The 18,951-nt window shown below is 63.0% G+C and carries 20 protein-coding genes; 10 read left to right on the top strand and 10 right to left on the bottom strand.

Annotation, left to right across the window (positions count from 1 at the left end):
• The first annotated feature begins 2 nt into the window (after window positions 1-2).
• The gene (locus tag AB4Z53_RS22395; RefSeq protein WP_291151884.1) at window positions 3-1,385 is read left to right on the top strand and encodes an ATP-binding protein; all 1,383 of its coding nucleotides are present in this window, start codon (window positions 3-5) and stop codon (window positions 1,383-1,385) included.
• A gap of 55 nt (window positions 1,386-1,440) precedes the next feature.
• Window positions 1,441-1,944 (top strand): tetratricopeptide repeat protein, encoded by a 504-nt coding sequence (locus AB4Z53_RS22390; protein ID WP_441597748.1) that lies wholly within the window; start codon window positions 1,441-1,443, stop codon window positions 1,942-1,944.
• A 3-nt stretch (window positions 1,945-1,947) separates the two neighbouring features.
• Here AB4Z53_RS22390 and AB4Z53_RS22385 read toward each other — a convergent pair whose 3' ends face one another.
• From AB4Z53_RS22385 to AB4Z53_RS22360, 6 genes are all read right to left on the bottom strand, one after another.
• Window positions 1,948-2,511, bottom strand: a complete 564-nt coding sequence (locus tag AB4Z53_RS22385; RefSeq protein ID WP_113535664.1) for a protein-tyrosine phosphatase family protein — start codon at window positions 2,509-2,511, stop codon at window positions 1,948-1,950.
• 5 nt (window positions 2,512-2,516) lie between these two features.
• Window positions 2,517-2,858 (bottom strand): tRNA-binding protein, encoded by a 342-nt coding sequence (locus tag AB4Z53_RS22380; RefSeq protein ID WP_113535462.1) that lies wholly within the window; start codon window positions 2,856-2,858, stop codon window positions 2,517-2,519.
• Between the two features lie 36 nt (window positions 2,859-2,894).
• The gene (locus tag AB4Z53_RS22375; protein WP_441597747.1) at window positions 2,895-3,854 is read right to left on the bottom strand and encodes a LysR family transcriptional regulator; all 960 of its coding nucleotides are present in this window, start codon (window positions 3,852-3,854) and stop codon (window positions 2,895-2,897) included.
• 349 nt (window positions 3,855-4,203) lie between these two features.
• Window positions 4,204-5,022, bottom strand: coding sequence for a pyrroline-5-carboxylate reductase (gene proC / locus AB4Z53_RS22370; RefSeq protein WP_441597746.1), 819 nt, complete (start codon window positions 5,020-5,022; stop codon window positions 4,204-4,206).
• A gap of 2 nt (window positions 5,023-5,024) precedes the next feature.
• Complete coding sequence (locus AB4Z53_RS22365; RefSeq protein WP_034788736.1) at window positions 5,025-5,525, bottom strand: YbjN domain-containing protein; 501 nt, start codon at window positions 5,523-5,525, stop codon at window positions 5,025-5,027.
• A gap of 448 nt (window positions 5,526-5,973) precedes the next feature.
• Window positions 5,974-6,234, bottom strand: a complete 261-nt coding sequence (locus AB4Z53_RS22360) for an accessory factor UbiK family protein (RefSeq protein WP_113535665.1) — start codon at window positions 6,232-6,234, stop codon at window positions 5,974-5,976.
• 215 nt (window positions 6,235-6,449) lie between these two features.
• On the opposite strand from AB4Z53_RS22360, the gene lgt reads away from it, so the two are divergent.
• The 6 genes from lgt to AB4Z53_RS22330 all read left to right on the top strand — a co-directional run bounded on the left by lgt (window position 6,450) and on the right by AB4Z53_RS22330 (window position 12,606).
• A complete protein-coding gene (lgt, locus tag AB4Z53_RS22355; RefSeq protein WP_113535465.1) occupies window positions 6,450-7,286 on the top strand; it encodes a prolipoprotein diacylglyceryl transferase in 837 nt (278 codons plus the stop codon).
• Window positions 7,287-7,344: 58 nt separating this feature from the next.
• Window positions 7,345-8,448 (top strand): class I SAM-dependent methyltransferase, encoded by a 1,104-nt coding sequence (locus AB4Z53_RS22350; RefSeq protein WP_441597745.1) that lies wholly within the window; start codon window positions 7,345-7,347, stop codon window positions 8,446-8,448.
• 150 nt (window positions 8,449-8,598) lie between these two features.
• Window positions 8,599-9,393, top strand: a complete 795-nt coding sequence (gene pgeF / locus AB4Z53_RS22345; RefSeq protein ID WP_441597744.1) for a peptidoglycan editing factor PgeF — start codon at window positions 8,599-8,601, stop codon at window positions 9,391-9,393.
• A 1-nt stretch (window position 9,394) separates the two neighbouring features.
• Entirely contained in the window at window positions 9,395-10,546 is a 1,152-nt protein-coding gene (locus tag AB4Z53_RS22340) for a M24 family metallopeptidase (protein WP_223725107.1), read from the top strand.
• A gap of 89 nt (window positions 10,547-10,635) precedes the next feature.
• Complete coding sequence (locus tag AB4Z53_RS22335; protein ID WP_441597743.1) at window positions 10,636-11,466, top strand: hypothetical protein; 831 nt, start codon at window positions 10,636-10,638, stop codon at window positions 11,464-11,466.
• A gap of 207 nt (window positions 11,467-11,673) precedes the next feature.
• Window positions 11,674-12,606, top strand: coding sequence for a ribose-phosphate pyrophosphokinase (locus AB4Z53_RS22330; RefSeq protein ID WP_034788749.1), 933 nt, complete (start codon window positions 11,674-11,676; stop codon window positions 12,604-12,606).
• A 71-nt stretch (window positions 12,607-12,677) separates the two neighbouring features.
• Here the strand turns inward: AB4Z53_RS22330 and AB4Z53_RS22325 are convergent, their stop codons facing one another.
• On the bottom strand, window positions 12,678-13,706 hold the full coding sequence (locus AB4Z53_RS22325) for an aldo/keto reductase (protein WP_113535666.1): 1,029 nt from the start codon (window positions 13,704-13,706) through the stop codon (window positions 12,678-12,680).
• Window positions 13,707-13,823: 117 nt separating this feature from the next.
• On the opposite strand from AB4Z53_RS22325, the gene AB4Z53_RS22320 reads away from it, so the two are divergent.
• Both AB4Z53_RS22320 and AB4Z53_RS22315 read left to right on the top strand, forming a co-directional pair.
• A complete protein-coding gene (locus tag AB4Z53_RS22320; RefSeq protein ID WP_441597742.1) occupies window positions 13,824-14,729 on the top strand; it encodes a LysR family transcriptional regulator in 906 nt (301 codons plus the stop codon).
• A 101-nt stretch (window positions 14,730-14,830) separates the two neighbouring features.
• Window positions 14,831-15,538 carry an NYN domain-containing protein gene (locus AB4Z53_RS22315; RefSeq protein WP_441597741.1) on the top strand — a complete coding sequence of 236 codons (708 nt, stop codon included), beginning with the start codon at window positions 14,831-14,833 and terminating at the stop codon, window positions 15,536-15,538.
• Between the two features lie 19 nt (window positions 15,539-15,557).
• On the opposite strand, the gene AB4Z53_RS22310 is transcribed toward AB4Z53_RS22315, so the two are convergent.
• The 3 genes from AB4Z53_RS22310 to AB4Z53_RS22300 form a co-directional block, all read right to left on the bottom strand.
• Entirely contained in the window at window positions 15,558-15,947 is a 390-nt protein-coding gene (locus AB4Z53_RS22310; RefSeq protein ID WP_113535667.1) for a DUF779 domain-containing protein, read from the bottom strand.
• A 153-nt stretch (window positions 15,948-16,100) separates the two neighbouring features.
• Entirely contained in the window at window positions 16,101-17,609 is a 1,509-nt protein-coding gene (gene adh, locus AB4Z53_RS22305) for an aldehyde dehydrogenase (RefSeq protein WP_441597740.1), read from the bottom strand.
• Between the two features lie 281 nt (window positions 17,610-17,890).
• Window positions 17,891-18,847 carry a helix-turn-helix domain-containing protein gene (locus tag AB4Z53_RS22300; RefSeq protein WP_113535473.1) on the bottom strand — a complete coding sequence of 319 codons (957 nt, stop codon included), beginning with the start codon at window positions 18,845-18,847 and terminating at the stop codon, window positions 17,891-17,893.
• Window positions 18,848-18,951: the final 104 nt, after the last annotated feature.

Raw genomic sequence — 18,951 nt, 5'->3', positions numbered from 1 at the left:
CCATGGCAAGCTTTGATGGCATAGAGCGCGGAGCGGCAGGCTCCAGCGACAATGCCTGGAGGCGCTTCACGCGTTGGCTTCGCCGCCGCCTGCCCATGGGTCTTTACGCCCGTTCGCTGCTCATCGTCATCATCCCGATGGTGCTGCTGCAATCGGTCGTCGCCTTCATCTTCATGGAGCGCCACTGGCAATTGGTGACGCAGCGCCTTTCGGCCGCCGTCACCGGCGACATCGCCGCGATCGTCGATCTCATCGATACCTTCCCCGACGACCGCAACATTGCCGAGATCATCCGCATCGCCCGCGATCAGCTCGATCTCAGTATTTCCGTCGAACCGCCCGGCGAACTGCCGCCGCCACGGCCAAGCCCGTTCTTCGAGATCCTCGACCAGATCCTCGGCGAAGAGATCTCCAACCAGGTCCGCCGCCCCTTCTGGATCGATACGGTCGGCAACTCCAAGCTCGTCGAGATCCGCATCAAGCTCGACGATGGCCGCATCCTGCGGGTCTATGCCCGACGCAACCAGGCCTATGCCTCCAACACCCACATCTTCCTCGTCTGGATGGTGGCCGCATCGCTGGTGCTCCTGACGATCGCGATCCTGTTCCTGCGCGGCCAGATCCGGCCGATCCTGGCGCTGACCAAAGCGGCCGAAAGTTTCGGCAAGGGCCAGAAGATCGACGACTTCGCGCCGCGCGGTGCCGACGAGATCCGCCGTGCCGGCCTCGCCTTCATCCTCATGCGCGAGCGCATTGAGCGCCAGATCGAGCAGCGCACGGCGATGCTGACCGGCGTCAGCCATGATCTTCGAACCATTCTTACCCGCTTCAAGCTGCAACTGGCGCTCGCCGGCAACAACCCGGATCTCGAAGGCCTGAACCAGGACGTCGAGGATATGCAGAACATGCTGGAAGGGTACCTTGCCTTCGCCCGCAGCGAAGCGGAGGAAGATGTCGGCCAGCTGAAACTCAGCGACCTGATGACCCGGCTCGCTGCGGAGGCCGAACTGCTCGGCAAGACCCTGACCACATCCATTGAGGGCGAAGACGAGATCCGCGTCCGACCGAACGCCTTCACCCGCCTCGTCGCCAACATCGCCTCGAACGCCTATCGCTACGCCAACACCGTCCGCATCGATGCGCGCCACAGTGCCAAGTGGCTGACCATCACCGTCGACGATGATGGTCCGGGCATTCCCGAACGATCGCGCGAGGACGTGTTCAAGCCGTTCTTCCGTCTCGACGAGGCGCGCAATCTCGACAGTTCCGGCACCGGGCTTGGTCTGGCGATCGCCCGCGACATCGCCCGCAGCCATGGCGGCAACGTCACTCTCGGCGACAGCCCATTCGGCGGCCTGCGTGCAACGGTGCGCGTGCCGGCTTGACCTTCTCGCATTGACGGGTGACTGCTCGCAGGAGACCAGGCTGAGGGAATGCGCTGTGGCGAACGTTATCGATTGGAACGGCTGGGAAAGACGGCTGGCCGAGCTCTGGGCTACCTTTGACACCGTCGACAGCGAAACCTTCATCGCCCGGATCGAGGCGCTCGCAGCTGAACTTCCGGCGGATCACGCCATCGGCCTGTTCGAACGGGCTTCGGCGCAGGATTCAACCGGCCATGAGACGCAAGCCGAGCCGCTGTATCGGCAGGCGCTGCAAAACGGTCTCACGGGCATTCGCCGCCGGCGCGCCGCGATCCAGCTCGCCAGCACTCTGCGCAATCTCGGCCGCGCTGACGAAGGCATTGCATTGCTGAGCGCCGAACAGGCCCAACACTCGGATGAACTCGACGATGCGGTCGCCGCGTTCCTGGCCCTGTGCCTGGTCGACGTCGGTCGCGCGCAAGAAGCAGCCGCACTTGCCCTCGGCAGCCTGTCGCGCCACCTCCCCCGCTACAATCGTTCGCTCAAGCGCTACGCGGAGGCGCTGCTGGCAGACCAGTAAGCGTTAGCGCTGATAGATCGACGTCAGGCCGCGCCGTTCGTTAAAGCGATGCCAGGCGTCGATGCGTCGCGGATGGCGTGCGCGCATGATGTCGAGCGGGGCGAGCAGCCGACCTTCGCGGCCAAGCGCTGCATCGAGGATTTCGATGATCCGCCGGTTCGGCCAGGGCTTGCGGGTGATCGTCAGCAGCGCCCGGAACGCCTCGTCCTCACGGCCGGCGCCGAGCTGGTGGGCGATCAGTCCATAGGCAAAGGCAGTGGAACGGCTGACCCCTGCGTGGCAATGAACGAGGATGCGGCTCGAAGCATCCTCGGCCGCAGGGCGCATCGTCTCGAACACGTCCAGCACCAGATCGGGGAAATGCTGGGTAGCGGTCGGGTTCTCCTGATCGCGCATGCGCACGATCCGGTGGCTTGCGTCAGCAATGACGGGAACGTTGGCATCCGGCAGTTCCGGATCGAGCAGCGAGAGCACGTGGCTCGCGCGCCAATCGCGCGCGGCATCGGCGGCGCGCCACAGGCAGGAAACCTTGACACGCTCGGGGATCACTTCGAATGCAATGTTCATCGGGATCACATCAGTTTTTTGCCGTTGGGGACCGGCCGTTCGGTGGCAGCCAGCACGATCGCGCCGGCCTCGTCTTCAAAGCCCAGGGTCAGCACTTCGGAGCGGACAGGCCCGATCTGGCGCGGTGGAAAATTGACCACGCCCAGCACCTGCCGCCCGACGAGATCTTCCGGGCGATAGTGCACCGTGATTTGGGCTGATGACTTTTTTATGCCGATCTCCGGGCCGAAATCGATTTTCAGCTTGAACGCAGGCTTGCGTGCTTCGGGAAAAGGCTCAGCCTCGACGATCGTGCCCACGCGAATGTCGACGCGCTCGAAATCAGAAAATTCAATAGTCTCGCCCATTACAATTCCCTTTGTGAAAAGTCGCTGCCGCCGGGCTTAAAGCATCGGCGGAGATTCCGGAAGCACGCCGGCATCGGCGGGCGCCCCGTGAAATCTGGCCTCCTCCCAGGGGCGGCGTGCGAATTGCTCGGCCAGGAAATCGACGAAGACGCGCACGCGCGGCGGCAGGAAACGTCGGTGCGGGTAGACGACGGTGATCGGTTCCGCCTCTGCATAATTCCAATCGGTCAGCAGCGGCACCAGCAGGCCCGCCCTGATGTCACCACCGACCAGTATCTCGGAGAGCCGCACGATCCCAATGCCTGCGAGCGCGAGCCGCCTCAAAGCCTCCGTGCTGTTGGCCTCGACGGAACCGCGAACGCGGATCGCATGCCGGCCGTTGCCATCCTGGAACTCCCAGACATTCAGGCCGCCATGGGCGGTGATGGCAAGGCAGGCGTGCCGTTGAAGGTCGTCGGGCGTCTTGGGAACGCCGTGTCTTTCGAGATATCCCGGTGCTGCACAGATGACGCGGCGGTTCGATGCCAGGCGCCGCACCACCAGCGTGCTGTCGCTTTGCGCCGCCACCCGTATGGCGACATCCGCGTCGCCGTTCATGAGGTCGGCGATCGCGTCGCTGAAATCGAGCTCCAGATCGATCTCTGGGAACCGAGCTATGAAATCAGGCAGCATGGGCACGATCAGGCGATGTCCGAAGGCGCTCGGCAGACTCACCCGCAAACGCCCGCGCGGCTCGGCGCCCGGCTGGATCGCAAACTCGGCGTCCTCGATGTCGCCGAGGATCCGGCGGGCTGACTCCGCATAGGCACCGCCTTCGCTGGTGAGGCTGATGCTGCGCGTCGATCGCTGCAGCAGACGCACGCCGAGACGCGTCTCCAGTCGGCCGATGATCTTGCTGACCGCCGAGGGCGTCATGCGCAGCCGCCGCGCGGCCGCAGAGAAGTCGCCCTCCTCGACGACGGAGAGAAACACCGCCATGGCTTCCTGCCTATCCATCCTATCTATTCCATATTGTCACAGATGAACGGAATTTATCATGGATTATCGCGCTCACCGACAGGCCGTAGCTTGAGATGCAACTCAGACAGCAAAGCGTGAGGAGTGATGGAAATGGATGAGCAGCGGTACGACAGGCCGGCGAGTTACCAGCTTCATTCCTGGGCGCGGCGTCAGCGCAGCGCGGCCATTGCTGACGCGATCCACCGGGCAATCGGTGTGATCTGGAGGTTTCTGCTCAATCGGAAATCGCGGCAAGAGCGCGACGCATGTGCGGGTGTCTCCCGCACATGCACGCCCTAAGGCAATCACCACGCCGACGCTGCGATAGCGCGGCGGTGTCGCGGGCTCAGCCCGCCAGTTCTTCCGCCCGCTTGCGCGCCGCCGCGATCGCCTTGTCGAACAGCGGCTGCATGCCGTCGTCGGCCATCAGCACGGAGAGCGCTGCAGCGGTCGTGCCGCCGGGAGAGGTTACGTTCTGACGCAACCGCGCCGCTTCGTCGGGGGACTGGTGCAACAATTCGCCAGCCCCCGCGACGGTTTCCCGCGCAAGCCGCATGGCGAGGTCCGCCTCGAGACCGGCCTTGCGGCCCGCCTCCGCCATGCACTCGACGAGGTAGAAGACATAGGCCGGACCGCTGCCGGAAACAGCCGTCACAGCATCGATCTCGGCTTCGGTCCTGACCCATTCGACCGGACCGCTGACCTTCAGGAGATCGTTGACCTGGCTGCGCTGCGCATCGCTGACGCGCGCATTGGCAAAGGCACCCGTGACACCGCGGCCGATCATCGCCGGCGTGTTCGGCATGGCGCGAACCGTGGCGGCAGCGCCCAGATGCGTCTCGATGAAGGCAAGCGTCTTGCCGGCCGCGACCGAGACGATGACCGTGTTCGGACCGACCAGCGGCTTCAGCGGCGGCAGCACGACGTCCATCACCTGCGGCTTGACCGCAAGGAAGATCACGCCGGCCGCGACACCGGACGGCGCCTGGGTCGCATGCGTCACGCCATTGTCGGCAATGAGCTTGGCCATGGCCGGCGGCGGACCGGGATCGACGACTAGCACGTCGGCACCCCTCACACCACTCTTCAGCCAGCCGGAAAGCATGGCGCCGCCCATATTGCCGGCGCCGACGAGCACGATGGGACCGGAAGCGGCATTCGCCATGATCAAGCCTCTCCAACCGTTTCGAACAGGACCGCATCGACGGCGCGCTGCGCGTCCATGCCGGACCAGACGACGAATTGAAACGCCTGGTAATAGGATTCGCAAGCGTCGAGTGCGCTCGAAAGCAGAACTTCAACCTGCTGGTTGGTGGGCTCGGCGCCGCCGGCGAGCAGCAGCGACTGGCGGAAGATTACCACTTCCTCCTGGCGCCACAGATCGAAGTGGCCCATCAGCACCTGCCCGTTGATGTGGGAGAGCAGACGGATAACTTCGTTGACCCGGCTTTCGGAGACCTTGATATCGAAGGCGCAGGCAAGGTGCAGGGCTTCGAACTCCTCCATCCAGGAGAAGGAAACGTGGTAGTCCGCCCACTTGCCTTCGACCGTCATGGCGATTTCATCTTCGCCGGATCGTTCGAACGACCAGTCGTTATTTGCAGCCACGAACTCGATCATATCGACCGGGTTGGATTGGCGCTCGACTTCCATTTCCAAAAGGCTCATTCATCACCCTGCATAGGTGTGGCGCAGACATGCATCATCACGCTCACAAGACGCAACGCTGCAAACCCAACACCGATTACAAACACATTATGATTGCTGAACTCACATCCATCCTGGCTGACTTACCCTGCCCGGAGCTTGCGTGGTTCGTTTCGAATCATCATTTAAAATCAGTGTATAATGGCGGAGTCAGGCTGCCAGCCCCCGGGCCGAAAAATAGCCGGGATGAATCGCGTCCACGTTGTCATTTGGATGAAGCGCCCAAGCTTAACTGACTCTGCCATAAGGGTTTTTTGGCAGTGTCCACAGGTGGAAAACTTTTCAGGTTTTATTAACCAGCCTTAACGCCGTTTCAATCGAGCCAGGATTAACGACAGCAAAACGCCCGCGAAACCAGTTCGCGGGCGAAGTAAAAACGCTGAAATACCGTTATTTCGGCGGAATCGCGTTACTTGCCGGTCGCAGCGATGCGCGCTTCCAAAGCCTCTATGCGGGCGAGCAGCGCATCATTTTCCTCACGCGCCTTGATGGCCATTTCCTTGACCATCTCGAATTCCTCGCGCTTGACCACGTCGAGCGAGTTCAGCGCCCGTTCGGCCTGCGCACGGAAGGCTGTCTCGACCTCGCGGCGCACGCCTTGGGCGGCACCTGCGGCATCGGTCATCATCTTGGCAAAGTCATCCAGAATGCGGTTGGCGCCTGTGCTCATCGTCGCGATCTCCATTTCAGCCATCGCCTCGCATTGCGATGCGGTCATGAATTTCAGGTAGGGTCAGCGGCGTGCGGATGCAAGGAAAATCACGTGCCAAATCACGGCCCTGTGTGCGCGGCACGGGCATCGGCGCCTTGACCCGGTGAAAATCGGTCGCCATGTTCCGCCGAAACAACCGGCCCCTGCACGCGCAATAGGTACGAGAACATATCTTGGAAACTCTAGCGACCCGTCTCGCCATCCTTCCCTTCCCCGAAATCGACCCCGTCATTTTCCAGATCGGGCCTCTCGCCGTGCATTGGTACGGGCTCGCCTATGTGGCGGGCATCCTGATCGGCTGGTTCTACGCACGGCGCCTGGCGATGAACAATGCGCTCTGGCGCAACGAGACGCCTGCGGTCACGCTGCAGCAACTTGACGACTTCCTGCTTTGGGCAGCCGGCGGCATCGTGCTCGGCGGCCGCATCGGTTACATCCTCTTCTATGATCTCGGCTCGGTGCTCGCCAATCCGATCCGCGCGTTGGAAATCTGGAACGGCGGCATGTCGTTCCACGGCGGCTTCCTTGGCACGACGCTCGCCATGATCATCTTCGCCCGGCGCAACGGCATCGTTCTCTGGAGCCTGTTCGATATCGTCGCGGCTGTCGTCCCGATCGGCCTTTTCTTCGGCCGCATCGCCAATTTCATCAATGGCGAGCTCTGGGGCCGTCTCTCCTCGATGCCCTGGGCAATCGTCTTCCCGACCGGCGGCCCCTTCGCCCGCCACCCGAGCCAGCTCTACGAAGCGGCCCTTGAGGGCCTCGTCCTGCTCGCCGTACTCGCCTGGTTCATCTATCGTCGCAAGGCGTTGAAATCCCCGGGCCTCGTCACCGGCATCTTCGTGCTCGGCTATGCCCTGAGCCGCATTTTCGTCGAATTCTTCCGCGAACCGGACGCGCAGATCGGCTATCTTGTCGGTGGCTGGCTGACGATGGGCATGGTGCTTTCGTTGCCGATGGCACTCGCCGGCATCTGGGCGATTGCCCGGGCGCGGCGCGCAGCCGCCTGAGAGCGGATAAGGCAAGGGCGTGCGGCTTCCGGCCGCCTCCCGCTAACTGGACGAAGGCATGACGACACCACTTGCGGACAAGATCAAGGCGCTGATCAAGGCTCACGGGCCGATCAGCGTCACCGACTACTTCTCTCTTTGCCTGGCGGATCCGGAGCACGGCTACTACCGCGTTCACGAACCCTTCGGCAAAGAGGGCGACTTCACCACGGCGCCGGAAATCAGCCAGCTTTTCGGTGAGATGATCGGCGTCTTCCTCGTCCACGCCTGGCAGCAGCACGGCAAGCCCGAGGGCGCTGTCATCGCCGAAATCGGCCCCGGCCGCGGCACGATGATGGCTGACATGTTGCGGGTGGTGCGTCGCCTTGCACCGGAGCTCTACGCATCCGCTGGCGTGCACCTCGTCGAAACAAGCGAACGCCTGCGCAAGGTCCAGTCCGAGACCCTTGCCGCCCATGGCAACAAGGTCGAATGGCACGCAAGCTTCGAGACCTTGCCCGAAGGCTTCCTGCTGCTTGCCGCCAACGAGCTGTTCGATGCCATTCCGATCCGGCAATTCGTGCGCACCACGCAAGGGTTCCGCGAGCGCATGGTCGGCCTTGACGCCAATGGCGACCTCACTTTTGCCGCCGGCGTCGCCGGCATCGACCCGGACCTCTTGCCGACGCCGGCCCAAGGTGTGGCCGAGGGCACGATCTTCGAGATCGCCCCTGCCCGCGACGCCGTCATGTCCGCGCTTTGCGAGCGGCTGAAGATCAGCGGCGGCACCGCGGTGATCATCGATTACGGCCACCTCGCCACCGGCTATGGCGACACGCTGCAGGCCGTCCGCGATCACGAATATGATCCGCCTCTCGCAAGCCCAGGCCGGGCCGACCTCACCAGCCATGTCGATTTCGAGCAACTGGCCCGCCGCGCCAAGACCGACGACGTACAGATCAACGGCCTTGCGCACCAGGGCGATTTTCTTGTTGGACTTGGTCTTCTGGACCGCGCCGCGGCACTTGGCCGCGACAAGGACGTACTGACGCAAGAAGGCATTCGCCAGGACGTGGAAAGGCTTGCCGGCGCAGGCGCCGGAAAGATGGGCGAACTCTTCAAGGTTCTGGCCGTCAGCAGCCCGCCGGTGCCGCTTTCGCCTTTCCGCAAACCGAAGGCCTGAGCCCTTCCCGGACGGCCCCGTGCCGTTCGGGAATTGACAGCCCAGCCATCGCGGGTCAACATCGCGCCGGCAAATCAGCCGTCATTCGCCGGGCCGGAGCGCGCCCCCAAACCCATTGAATTTCTTCATAAAGCAAAGGCAAATATACCGATGCAGCATGACGCCGCGCTTTCTCCCGTGCAAAGCTCGCTATTCGGCGAGAAGGCCGGGCCGGCAATCGCCCATGGTTATTTCACCCGCCAGGGCGGCGTTTCCGAAGGGCTCTATCGCGGCCTTAATGTCGGCCTTGGCTCGAAGGACGAAAGAGCCCATGTCAACGAGAACCGCACCCGCGTCGCGGGCTGGTTCGGCGCGCCGCTGGAGCGGCTGGCGACGTTGCATCAGGTCCATTCTCCAGACGCCGTCATCGTCGATGAGACCTATGACGGTACCCGCGCCGAAGCAGACGCGCTGGTGACGGCGACGCCGGGCATCGTGCTCGGCGTTTTGACCGCCGATTGCGGCCCCATTCTCTTTGCCGATGCCCAAGCCAATGTCATCGGCGCGGCCCATGCCGGCTGGAAGGGCGCGCTCGGCGGCGTCCTGGAAAGCACCATCGACGCGATGGTCTCGCTCGGTGCCCGGCGCGACCGCATCGTCGCCTGCCTTGGCCCGTCGATCAGCCGCCGCAACTACGAGGTCGGCGCCGAATTCGTCGAGCGTTTCGTCTCATCGGATAACAGCTATGCATCCTACTTCAGACCGTCCGAGCATGACGGCCACGCGATGTTCGATCTGCCGGGTTTCACCATCCGGCGGTTGACCAAAGCCGGCGTAACCGCCGAAAATCTCGATATCTGCACCTATGCCGACGAGGAGCGCTTCTTCTCCTACCGTCGGACGACCCACAGGCAGGAGCCGGATTACGGCCGGCAGATTTCCGCCATTTGCATACGGGGGACCTGACATGGCGCTTCAATTTGCCCAGGAAGAATATGCAGGCCGCCTCGAGCGGCTGACGGAGAAGATGCGCGAGGAGAAGCTGGATGCGGTGCTGCTCTTCGCCCAGGAGAGCATGTACTGGCTGACGGGCTACGACACCTTCGGCTACTGCTTCTTCCAGACGCTGGTCGTGAAGAAGGACGGCTCGCTGGTTCTGCTGACGCGCTCGGCCGACCTGCGCCAGGCGCGCCACACTTCCAACATCGAGCGCATCGAAATCTGGGTGGACCGGGCCAACGCCGATCCGACCCTGGATCTCAAGAACCTGTTGAGCGAACTCGACCTGCTCGGCTGCCGCATCGGCGTCGAATACGACACTCACGGCATGACTGGCCGCGTCGCCCGCCTGCTCGACCGCCAACTCCAGACCTTCGGCGAGCTGATCGACGCCTCGTATCTCGTCAGCCGCCTGCGGCTGATCAAGAGCGACGCCGAGATCGCCTATGTCGAGAAGGCCGCAAGCCTTGCCGACGATGCGCTCGATGCCGCGCTGCCGCTGATCCGTCCGGGCGGCAACGAAGCCGACATCCTCGCCGCCATGCAGGGCAAGATCCTGGCCGGCGGCGGCGACTACCCTGCCAACGAATTCATCATCGGCTCCGGCGCCGACGCGCTGCTCTGCCGCTACAAGTCCGGGCGCCGCGTGCTCGACAGCCAGGACCAGCTCACCCTCGAATGGGCCGGCGTCAGCGCCCATTACCATGCGGCGATGATGCGCACCGTCGTCGTCGGCGAGCCGACCAACCGTCACCGCGAACTCTACAGCGCCTGCCGCGAGACGATCCAGGCGATCGAGATGGTGCTTCGTCCCGGCAACACCTTCGGCACGGTCTTCGACATGCATGCGAAGATCATGGACGAGCGCGGCCTTGCCCGTCACCGCCTGAATGCCTGCGGCTATTCTCTCGGCGCCCGCTTCTCGCCCTCCTGGATGGAGCACCAGATGTTCCACATCGGCAACCCGCAGGAGATCGAGCCGAACATGTCGCTGTTCGTGCACATGATCATCATGGATTCCGACAGCGGCACCGCCATGACCCTCGGCCAGACCTACCTCACGACGACGGATACCCCCCGTGCGCTCTCGCGCTATGGCCTGGACTTCATTTCTGCTTAGGGAAATCCGCCTAGACTTGCGTTCGTACTGGCAGACGACAGGAGACGTTTCAGGAAACTGCCGCGAAGAAACGGACGGACGGTTTGAAAATGCGAAAGCTCACCACGCCCATCGTAGCTTTTGGCCTCGCCATTGCCCTGGCCGGCTGCAACAGCACCGAGATGCTGACGCCACAGGTTGACGTCGGCGGGGGAACCTTCCGCTCGCCACCGGTAACGCAATCCGACCTCGACGCCATGTCGACGCAGACGGCAATGGCGCCGGTGCAGCGCGAACCGGTCAGCCAGACCACCGCCTACTCGCCTCCGTCGAACACGCCGACTGCCTATGCCACTGGCGACGCGACCTATACGGATCCGGCCGGCACCTTCGAGGGACAGGCAAGCCGACTTGCCGCCGGCTCAGCGCCGGTCCAGAACACGATCGAGAGCCGCCAGGCACCGGTCGAACAGGCTCCAGTTCAGCACACACCGGTCCAGCAGACGGCGGCTGCGGCCGAAACCGTCCAGACCCAGCCGAGCGTCGCATCGCTGCCGAAGGCAAGTGCCGCCACCAGCGGCACGATCCGCTTCCTGCCGATCATCGGCGCGCCGGTCCAGGCGGTGACCCCGCTCTCCAAACAGCTGGGTGCCGAAGCGCGCGCGCACGGCTTGACGATCAAGGGCTCTGGCGATGCCAGTAGCGAACACATCCTCAAGGGGTACTTCTCGACGCTGAAGGACGGCGACAAGACGACGGTCGTCTATGTCTGGGATGTGCTCGACGGCAGCGGCAATCGCCTGCATCGCATCCAGGGGCAGGACTCGGTTCCCGGTGCCGGCACGGACTTGTGGAGCGGAGTGCCGGCGACAACCATGCAGGGAATCGCGACGAAAACCATCAACGCCTACCTCGAATGGCGACAATCTCAGGCCGGTTGACACAAAGTTTTTAGGATATTGGCCTTCGCGGCGCAGCATTCCCCTTGCATTCAAGTTCAGTCTCGCTAAAAAGCGGCCGATCAGCTCTGAACGGCGGCCATCCGCAAAGAATGACCGCGATTGGAATGGCTCTCGGAATCTGCGCGGAACACACCGCTACCGGAAAAGTACCGGACGGTGACCGCGCCAGCTCAAGGCGGTCCGTCAATGAAGGTTTTCGCAGGTAATTCGAACCGGCTGCTGGCCGAAGCGATCTGCAACTATCTCAACCTGCCTCTCGGCAAAGCGACGGTACGCCGTTTCGCCGATCAGGAGATCTTCGTCGAGATCGGCGAAAACGTGCGCGGCGAGGATGTGTTCATCATCCAGTCGACATCTTTCCCCACCAACGATCACCTGATGGAACTGCTCATCATGATCGACGCGGTGCGCCGCTCTTCCGCTCGCCGCATCACCGCCGTGCTTCCCTATTTCGGCTATGCCCGCCAGGACCGTAAACCTGGTCCGCGCACGCCGATTTCGGCCAAGCTCGTCTCCAATCTGATTACCGAAGCCGGCGCCGACCGCGTGCTGACGCTCGATCTTCACGCCGGCCAGATTCAGGGCTTCTTCGATATCCCGACCGATAACCTCTATGCGATCCCGATCCTGGCGCGCGACGTCAAGGAAAACTACGATCTCAAGAACGTCATGGTCGTTTCGCCTGATGTCGGCGGCGTGGTTCGCGCCCGTGCGCTCGCCAAGCGCCTCGACTGTCTGCTGGCGATCGTCGACAAGCGTCGCGACCGTCCGGGTGAATCCGAAGTCATGAACGTCATCGGTGACGTGAAGGGCAAGGACTGCCTGCTGATCGACGATATCGTCGATTCCGGCGGCACGCTCTGCAATGCGGCCGAAGCTCTGTTGAAGAACGGTGCGACCAGCGTCACCGCCTACATCACCCACGGCGTTCTCTCCGGCGGCGCGGTCGCCCGCGTCACCTCGTCGATGCTGAAGGAACTGGTCATCACCGACTCGATCCAGCCGACCACCGCCGTCCAGTCCGCCCACAACATCCGGGTGATCTCGACCGCTGGCCTGCTCGGCGAAGCCATCAGCCGCACGAGCCAGGAAGAATCGGTATCGAGCCTCTTCGACTGAGTCGTTCCGAACTTGCGAAATTCAGAAAACGCCGGTGCCAAAGCGCCGGCGTTTTTCGTTGCGGAAAGCCGCTACTTCCCGAGTGCCTGCACCAACGGCTGGTCAACGAGATTGTCGATGAACCAGTTGGGATAAACAGGCGCCGGCATGGTCTCGGCATCGAGCGCCGAAATTTCCGCCTGCGTCAGCGCCAGGTCCGCCGCACCGAGATTGTCCCTGAGTTGGTGCGGTTTGGACGCGCCGAGCAGCACGCTCGTTACCGCCTTCTTCGCCAGGAGCCAGGCAATCGCCACCTGGGCGACGCTTGCGCCATGCTCGCCGGCGATCCCGCGCAGGCGCTCCACCAGCTTGAAGCCCTGTTCCTTGTCGAAGGGCAGGATGTCGAAGCCGGAATAACGGTTGTCCGGATCACCGAGATTGTCGCGGGTGTACTTGCCCGAAAGGAAGCCCGAGGCGAGCGGGCTCCAGACGGTCAGCCCCAGCCCGTAGCGCTGCATCATCGGGATGACGTCACGCTCCACGTCGCGGCCGAGCAGCGAATAGTGCATCTGGCCGTGGGTGAAGGGCGCCAGCCCGTTGGCCTTCTGGATCTCGGCTGCCGCCGCCACTTTCCAGGCCGACCAGTTCGAAAAGCCGATGTAACGCACCTTGCCGGAGCGCACGACCGCATCGAGCGCGGAAAGCGTCTCCTCGAGCGGCGTGTGCGGATCCTCCTTGTGGACGATATAGGCGTCGATCCAGTCGGTGCCGAGCCGCTTCAGGCTCTCGTCCACCGACCAGAGGATATGACGGCGTGAAAGACCGGCCTGGCTGAGCGGTGTGCCGGTGCGGAAACCGACCTTGGTAGCGATTACCACTTCGTCGCGGCGGGACTTGAGCACGTCGCCGAGGATCCGTTCCGATTGTCCCGAGGCATAGGCGTCGGCGGTGTCGAAGAAATTGATGCCGGCGTCCAGCGCCTGCCCGACCAGGGCATCGGCCGCTTCGGCGTCGGTCTTGTAGACAGCGCCGAGGCTGCGGTCGCCGGCGGTGAAGGTCATGGCGCCGAAGGCAAGGCGCGAAACCACGAGACCGGTGTTTCCAAGCGTCGTATATTGCATGTCGTTCTCCATCCACTCCGAAACAGGTTTGTGTTGCAGCGACCATGCCAAAGTTGATTGCTGCGAAAAATCACCGCCGCCTTGATAGGTTTGGAAGAATTGCTTCATAATCTTGCGATGGCAAACGATCCTTTCACAGGACTACGGGAGTTTCTGGCGGTGGCGGAAGCAAGCAGCTTCACCGCAGCGGCAGCGATCCTCGGCGTCACGCCCAATGCCGTCAGCCAGACGATCAGAGCGCTCGAAGCCCGCCTCGGCCTGCAGCTCTTCGTGCGCACCACCCGGCGCGTCGCGCTCACCGAGGCGGGCCTCGCCTTTCTTAAGCGCGTGCGTCCTGCCGCCGCCGAGATCGCGGACGCCTATGAGTTGCTCGGCGATTTTCGTGACCGGCCGATGGGCAATCTCAGGCTGACCGTGCCGCGCATGGCGATCCCTCTGGTGCTGGCGCCGCTCCTGCCGCGCTTTCGCCAGGCATATCCGGACGTTTCCGTCGAAGTCTCCATCGACGATGCCGCCGTCGATATCACCGAACACGGCTTCGATGCGGGTATGCGCATCGGCGAAGCGATCGAGCGCGACATGATTGCCGTCCGGCTGACGCCCGATATCACCTGGGCCGTGGTCGGCTCGCCCTCCTATTTCGTCAAGCACGGGCGGCCGTTGACGCCCGAGGACCTGACGCGCCACGAAGCCATCCGTTATCGCTATCCGGGATCCGGCACGATCTACCGCTGGGAGTTCGAGCGCGAGGGACGCGATTTCTCGGTCGATGCTCCGGGCGCCCTCACCGTCAATGATTTTCAGATGCTGGTGGAGATGGCCGAGGCCGGCACCGGGCTTGCCTACCTTCCGGATCTTTCGGTGCGCGACGCCGTCGCAAGCGGCCACCTCGAACGGGTACTCGACGCCTATCTGCCGACGTCGCAGGGCCTCTTCATCTACTTCCCCGCCAAGGCCCAGACCCAGCCCAAGCTGCGGGCTCTTCTCGATCTCGCGTCGAAGATTGGGCGTGAGCGGCGATAGTCTCGTCCACAACTAGACCTGCAATCTATATGCATTGACAAGCCAGGGATGTGCGCCACATATTTCGACTAATTTAGCAATTTCATATATTGAGAGGTGGCATGGGGACTGGCTCCGAGGGGCGTCGTGATCGCCTGGCGATTTTGATAGATGCTGAGAATGTTCGCCCGAAATTTCTGCCGCTTATCATTCGCGAGGCCTCGTCGATTGGCACCGCCTTTATCAAACGTGTTTATGGAAATTTTGGCAGTGCTGCGATGGCCGCATGGCAGCCGCTGCTCCATGAATATGCGCTCTTGCCGGTCCATGTCGCACCCGCGGCAAAGGGCAAGAATGCCACCGATCTGAAGCTGGCGATCGACGCGATCGATATCCTGCATCGCCGGCAAATCGAGGGATTTTGCATTGCCTCCAGCGACAGCGATTTCACCTCTCTCGCAAGCCGTATCCGGGAGGACGGGTTGGCCGTCTACGGCTTCGGGGAAAAGAAAGCGGCCAATCCCTATGTGAAATCTTGCGACCGCTTCTTTTACTGCGACCTGCTTCTCGAGGAAGGTGCGAAGGGTGCGCCCAATTCGAGGAAGCCGACAAAGCCGCCTTTGAAAGAGATCCTGACGGCAATCGAAGATACATCCAGCGATGACGGCTGGGCTCACCTCGGAGCGGTCGGCAGCGTACTCAACAAACGTATGCCAGACTTCGATCACCGAAACTACGGCTTCAACAAGCTCAGCGTATTGATAAAAAGCATCACGTCCCTGGAGTGCAAGTCGAATGGCGGCGGCTCGATCTACGTGAAACGGAAATAGGCCGATCGCGTCAGCGCCCTCAAAAGGCAACGGCGCAGGCTTCGCCGCCGCCGAACAGGCGTGATCGGGTGAGAAACCGCTTCTCCCGTCCATTGTCGAGCGAGAACATCCCGCCCCTGCCCGGCACCACGTCGATGATCAGTTGCGTGTGCTTCCACACCTCGAACTGGCTGGCGCTGATATAGACAGGCACGCCGCCGATCTCGCCGAGCTTCACGTCATTGTCGCCGACGATGTAGTCATCGGCCGGATAGCACATCGGCGACGAACCGTCGCAGCAGCCACCGGACTGGTGAAACAGGATATCGGGGTGATCGCGCCGGATTTCGGCGATGAAGGCCAGCGCCGCATCCGTCGCCAGCACGCGGGGTTCGTTGATCCCGGTCGTTCCTGTCAGGTCGATGGACATGGCAAGCCTCTTGTTCGAACGCACATATTGCATTGGTCGGCTGAGGCGCGGGTGGAGAGCACACCTCAGCCGCCGATCGAGCCGGACGGACGGTGGAGAATACCGTCCCTCCGGCTCCTGTTGCCTTCCCCGGCGGCGGGGAAGGCATTCCGATCAGAAGAAGCCGAGCGCCTTGGGGCTGTAGCTCACCAGCATGTTCTTGGTCTGCTGGTAGTGATCGAGCATCATCTTGTGCGTCTCGCGGCCGATGCCGGACTGCTTGTAGCCGCCGAAGGCCGCATGGGCCGGATAGGCGTGGTAGCAATTGGTCCAGACGCGACCGGCCTGGATCTCGCGGCCGAAGCGGTAGCAACGGTTGGCGTCGCGGCTCCAGACACCGGCACCGAGGCCATAGAGCGTGTCATTGGCGATCTCCAGCGCTTCGGCTTCGGTCTTGAAGGTGGTGACGGAGACGACGGGTCCGAAGATTTCCTCTTGGAACACCCGCATCTTGTTGTGACCGCGGAACACCGTCGGCTTGACGTAAAAGCCTTCCGACAGCTCGCCCTCAAGCACGTTGCGGCCGCCGCCGATCAGCACCTCGGCGCCTTCCTGGCGGCCGATATCGATATAGGAGAGGATCTTTTCGAGTTGCTCGCTCGACGCCTGCGCGCCGATCATCGTGGCGCTGTCGAGCGGATTGCCCTGGCGGATTGCCTCGACGCGTTTCACCGCCCGCTCCATGAAACGGTCATAGATGCTTTCCTGCACCAGCGCGCGGCTCGGGCAGGTGCAGACTTCGCCCTGGTTGAGCGCGAACATGGCAAAGCCTTCGAGCGCCTTGTCGAAATAGTCGTCGTCTTCGGCGAGCACGTCGGCAAAGAAGATGTTCGGCGACTTGCCGCCAAGTTCCAGCGTCACCGGAATGAGGTTCTGGCTGGCATATTGCATGATCAGCCGGCCGGTCGTCGTCTCGCCGGTAAAGGCGATCTTGGCGATGCGCGGGCTGGTCGCAAGCGGCTTGCCGGCTTCAAGGCCGAAGCCGTTGACGATGTTGAGCACGCCGGCCGGCAGCAGATCGCCGATCAGCTCCGCCCAGACGAGGATCGAGGCCGGCGTCTGTTCGGCAGGCTTCAGGACGACGCAGTTACCGGCGGCAAGCGCCGGCGCCAGCTTCCAGGCAGCCATCAGGATCGGGAAGTTCCAGGGGATGATCTGGCCGACGACGCCGAGCGGCTCGTGGAAGTGATAGGCGACCGTGTCATGGTCGATCTCGCCGATCGAGCCTTCCTGTGCGCGAATGCAGGAAGCGAAGTAGCGGAAATGATCGATGGCGAGCGGAATATCGGCCGCCATGGTCTCGCGAATCGGCTTGCCGTTGTCGAAGGTTTCGGCCCGCGCCAGGAGTTCGAGATTGTCCTCCATGCGGCCGGCGATCTTCATCAGGATGTTGGAACGCTCGGCGGCAGATGTGCGGCCCCACTTCTCGCGAACGGCATGGGCGGCGTCGAGCGCCAGCTCGATATCGGCGGCATCCGAGCGCGCCACCTGGCAAAGCACGCCGCCGGTCACCGGTGTCGTGTTGTCGAAGTAGCGCCCGGCCACCGGCTCGCGCCATTCGCCGCCGATGAAGTTGCCGTATTTCTGCTTGAACGGGCTTTCGATGATCTTCTGATGCAACATGGTCAATTCCTCCCTGAGAACCAGCAACGAGCTGTGTGTAGGAAGGTGAAGTCGAATGCGGGTCTTCGATAGAGCCACGCGAGCGGCGGTACGGAGAACTGTTTCAGAATTGAGACAGCTTGGCGCCGATGGTCATGCTGCAATGCAGCAAGCAGGGAGCAGAGCGTAGCGCTCACCCCTCATCCTCCTGCCGGGACCTTCTCCCCGTGATAGGCCACGTCCCTTCTCCCCACCTGCGGGGAGAAGGGTAGGATGAAGGGCACCTCCGCTGTGATCGGAGATCAGTTGACCGAGAGCCGCTTCATCTTGCGGTAAAGCGTGGCGCGGCTGATGCCGAGCAGTTCCGCCGCCATGGAGACGTTGCCATTGGCGCGCGAAAGCACACGTCGAAGCGCTGCACGCTCCGCATCGGGAAGCTCGGCGGCGTCGCCTGACGTATCTTCCTTCAGAAGATCGGAGGCCGGAACCCCGGCAGCGATGCGCCGGTCGTCGAGATCGAGCCATTGGCGTGCCGCACGCGTGGCGCCGAGCACCAGGTCGTCGCGGTCGACGGCGAGAAGCGCAGGCCCGGCACGATCCACTGGCACCAGCACGATCCGCGCACCGGCGAAGGCACGACGGAAGAGGCCGGCCTCGATGCGCGCGGCGGCATCGCGCACCGCCTGCGACAGGATCGACATCGTGATCTCGGATGCATCGTCGCGGCAAGTGGAGATGTCGATGGCCGCCGCCAGCCGGCCGCGATGATCGCGGATGGGTGCTGTCGCGCAGCTCAAGCCGATATTGCTGCTGAGGAAATGCTGGTCGCGCTGGATGACGACCGCGCGCTCGTCGGCAATCGCCGTGCCGATGCCATTGGTGCCGACGCTCGCCTCGCTCCACACCGTTCCCGACCAGAGCCCGACGCCGCGAAAATCCGCGTCGTCGCCGACCGCTCCGCGCCGCTCCAGTGCCACGCCGTCATTGTCGGTGAGGAGCAGGCAGCAGCCGGCCTTGCCAACCGTGGCAAACAAGCGGTCGAGCTCGATGCCGGCTTCCGCCAGCAGTTCACCCGAACGCTCGCGCACGGAGTGGAACTCACTGTCGAGCAGCCGCAGCGGCGTGCGCGCTTCCTCCGGAGCAAGCTTGTGCAATGTCATGCAGCGGCGCCAGGAGGCGGCCACGGGCGAGCTCGCGGCTGCCGAAGACTGGTGCGCGACCCGATAGACAAGTTCCGAATGATCCCTGACGACAGGCATCGCCTTCCTCCCTGAAAGCGTCGACCGGCGACGACGGATGCAACCGATCTCCCAAACGGCGCACCTGCTTGGGCGGCACTATAGCCAACGATCTCCGCAAAGGT

The organism is Ensifer sp. 2TAB8, assembly GCF_052115125.1.
Lineage (GTDB): Bacteria > Pseudomonadota > Alphaproteobacteria > Rhizobiales > Rhizobiaceae > Ensifer.
This window is presented reverse-complemented; position numbering and strand designations above follow the sequence as displayed.

Coding starts and splice junctions, on each gene's coding strand:
- AB4Z53_RS22395 (WP_291151884.1), top strand. CDS start 3: ATGGCAAGCTTTGATGGCATAGAGCGCGGAGCGGCAGGCTCCAGCGAC.
- AB4Z53_RS22385 (WP_113535664.1), bottom strand. CDS start 2,511: ATGAACATTGCATTCGAAGTGATCCCCGAGCGTGTCAAGGTTTCCTGC.
- AB4Z53_RS22380 (WP_113535462.1), bottom strand. CDS start 2,858: ATGGGCGAGACTATTGAATTTTCTGATTTCGAGCGCGTCGACATTCGC.
- AB4Z53_RS22375 (WP_441597747.1), bottom strand. CDS start 3,854: ATGGATAGGCAGGAAGCCATGGCGGTGTTTCTCTCCGTCGTCGAGGAG.
- proC (WP_441597746.1), bottom strand. CDS start 5,022: ATGGCGAATGCCGCTTCCGGTCCCATCGTGCTCGTCGGCGCCGGCAAT.
- AB4Z53_RS22365 (WP_034788736.1), bottom strand. CDS start 5,525: ATGAGCCTTTTGGAAATGGAAGTCGAGCGCCAATCCAACCCGGTCGAT.
- AB4Z53_RS22360 (WP_113535665.1), bottom strand. CDS start 6,234: ATGAGCACAGGCGCCAACCGCATTCTGGATGACTTTGCCAAGATGATG.
- AB4Z53_RS22350 (WP_441597745.1), top strand. CDS start 7,345: ATGACGACACCACTTGCGGACAAGATCAAGGCGCTGATCAAGGCTCAC.
- pgeF (WP_441597744.1), top strand. CDS start 8,599: ATGCAGCATGACGCCGCGCTTTCTCCCGTGCAAAGCTCGCTATTCGGC.
- AB4Z53_RS22340 (WP_223725107.1), top strand. CDS start 9,395: ATGGCGCTTCAATTTGCCCAGGAAGAATATGCAGGCCGCCTCGAGCGG.
- AB4Z53_RS22335 (WP_441597743.1), top strand. CDS start 10,636: ATGCGAAAGCTCACCACGCCCATCGTAGCTTTTGGCCTCGCCATTGCC.
- AB4Z53_RS22330 (WP_034788749.1), top strand. CDS start 11,674: ATGAAGGTTTTCGCAGGTAATTCGAACCGGCTGCTGGCCGAAGCGATC.
- AB4Z53_RS22325 (WP_113535666.1), bottom strand. CDS start 13,706: ATGCAATATACGACGCTTGGAAACACCGGTCTCGTGGTTTCGCGCCTT.
- AB4Z53_RS22320 (WP_441597742.1), top strand. CDS start 13,824: ATGGCAAACGATCCTTTCACAGGACTACGGGAGTTTCTGGCGGTGGCG.
- AB4Z53_RS22315 (WP_441597741.1), top strand. CDS start 14,831: ATGGGGACTGGCTCCGAGGGGCGTCGTGATCGCCTGGCGATTTTGATA.
- AB4Z53_RS22310 (WP_113535667.1), bottom strand. CDS start 15,947: ATGTCCATCGACCTGACAGGAACGACCGGGATCAACGAACCCCGCGTG.
- adh (WP_441597740.1), bottom strand. CDS start 17,609: ATGTTGCATCAGAAGATCATCGAAAGCCCGTTCAAGCAGAAATACGGC.
- AB4Z53_RS22300 (WP_113535473.1), bottom strand. CDS start 18,847: ATGCCTGTCGTCAGGGATCATTCGGAACTTGTCTATCGGGTCGCGCAC.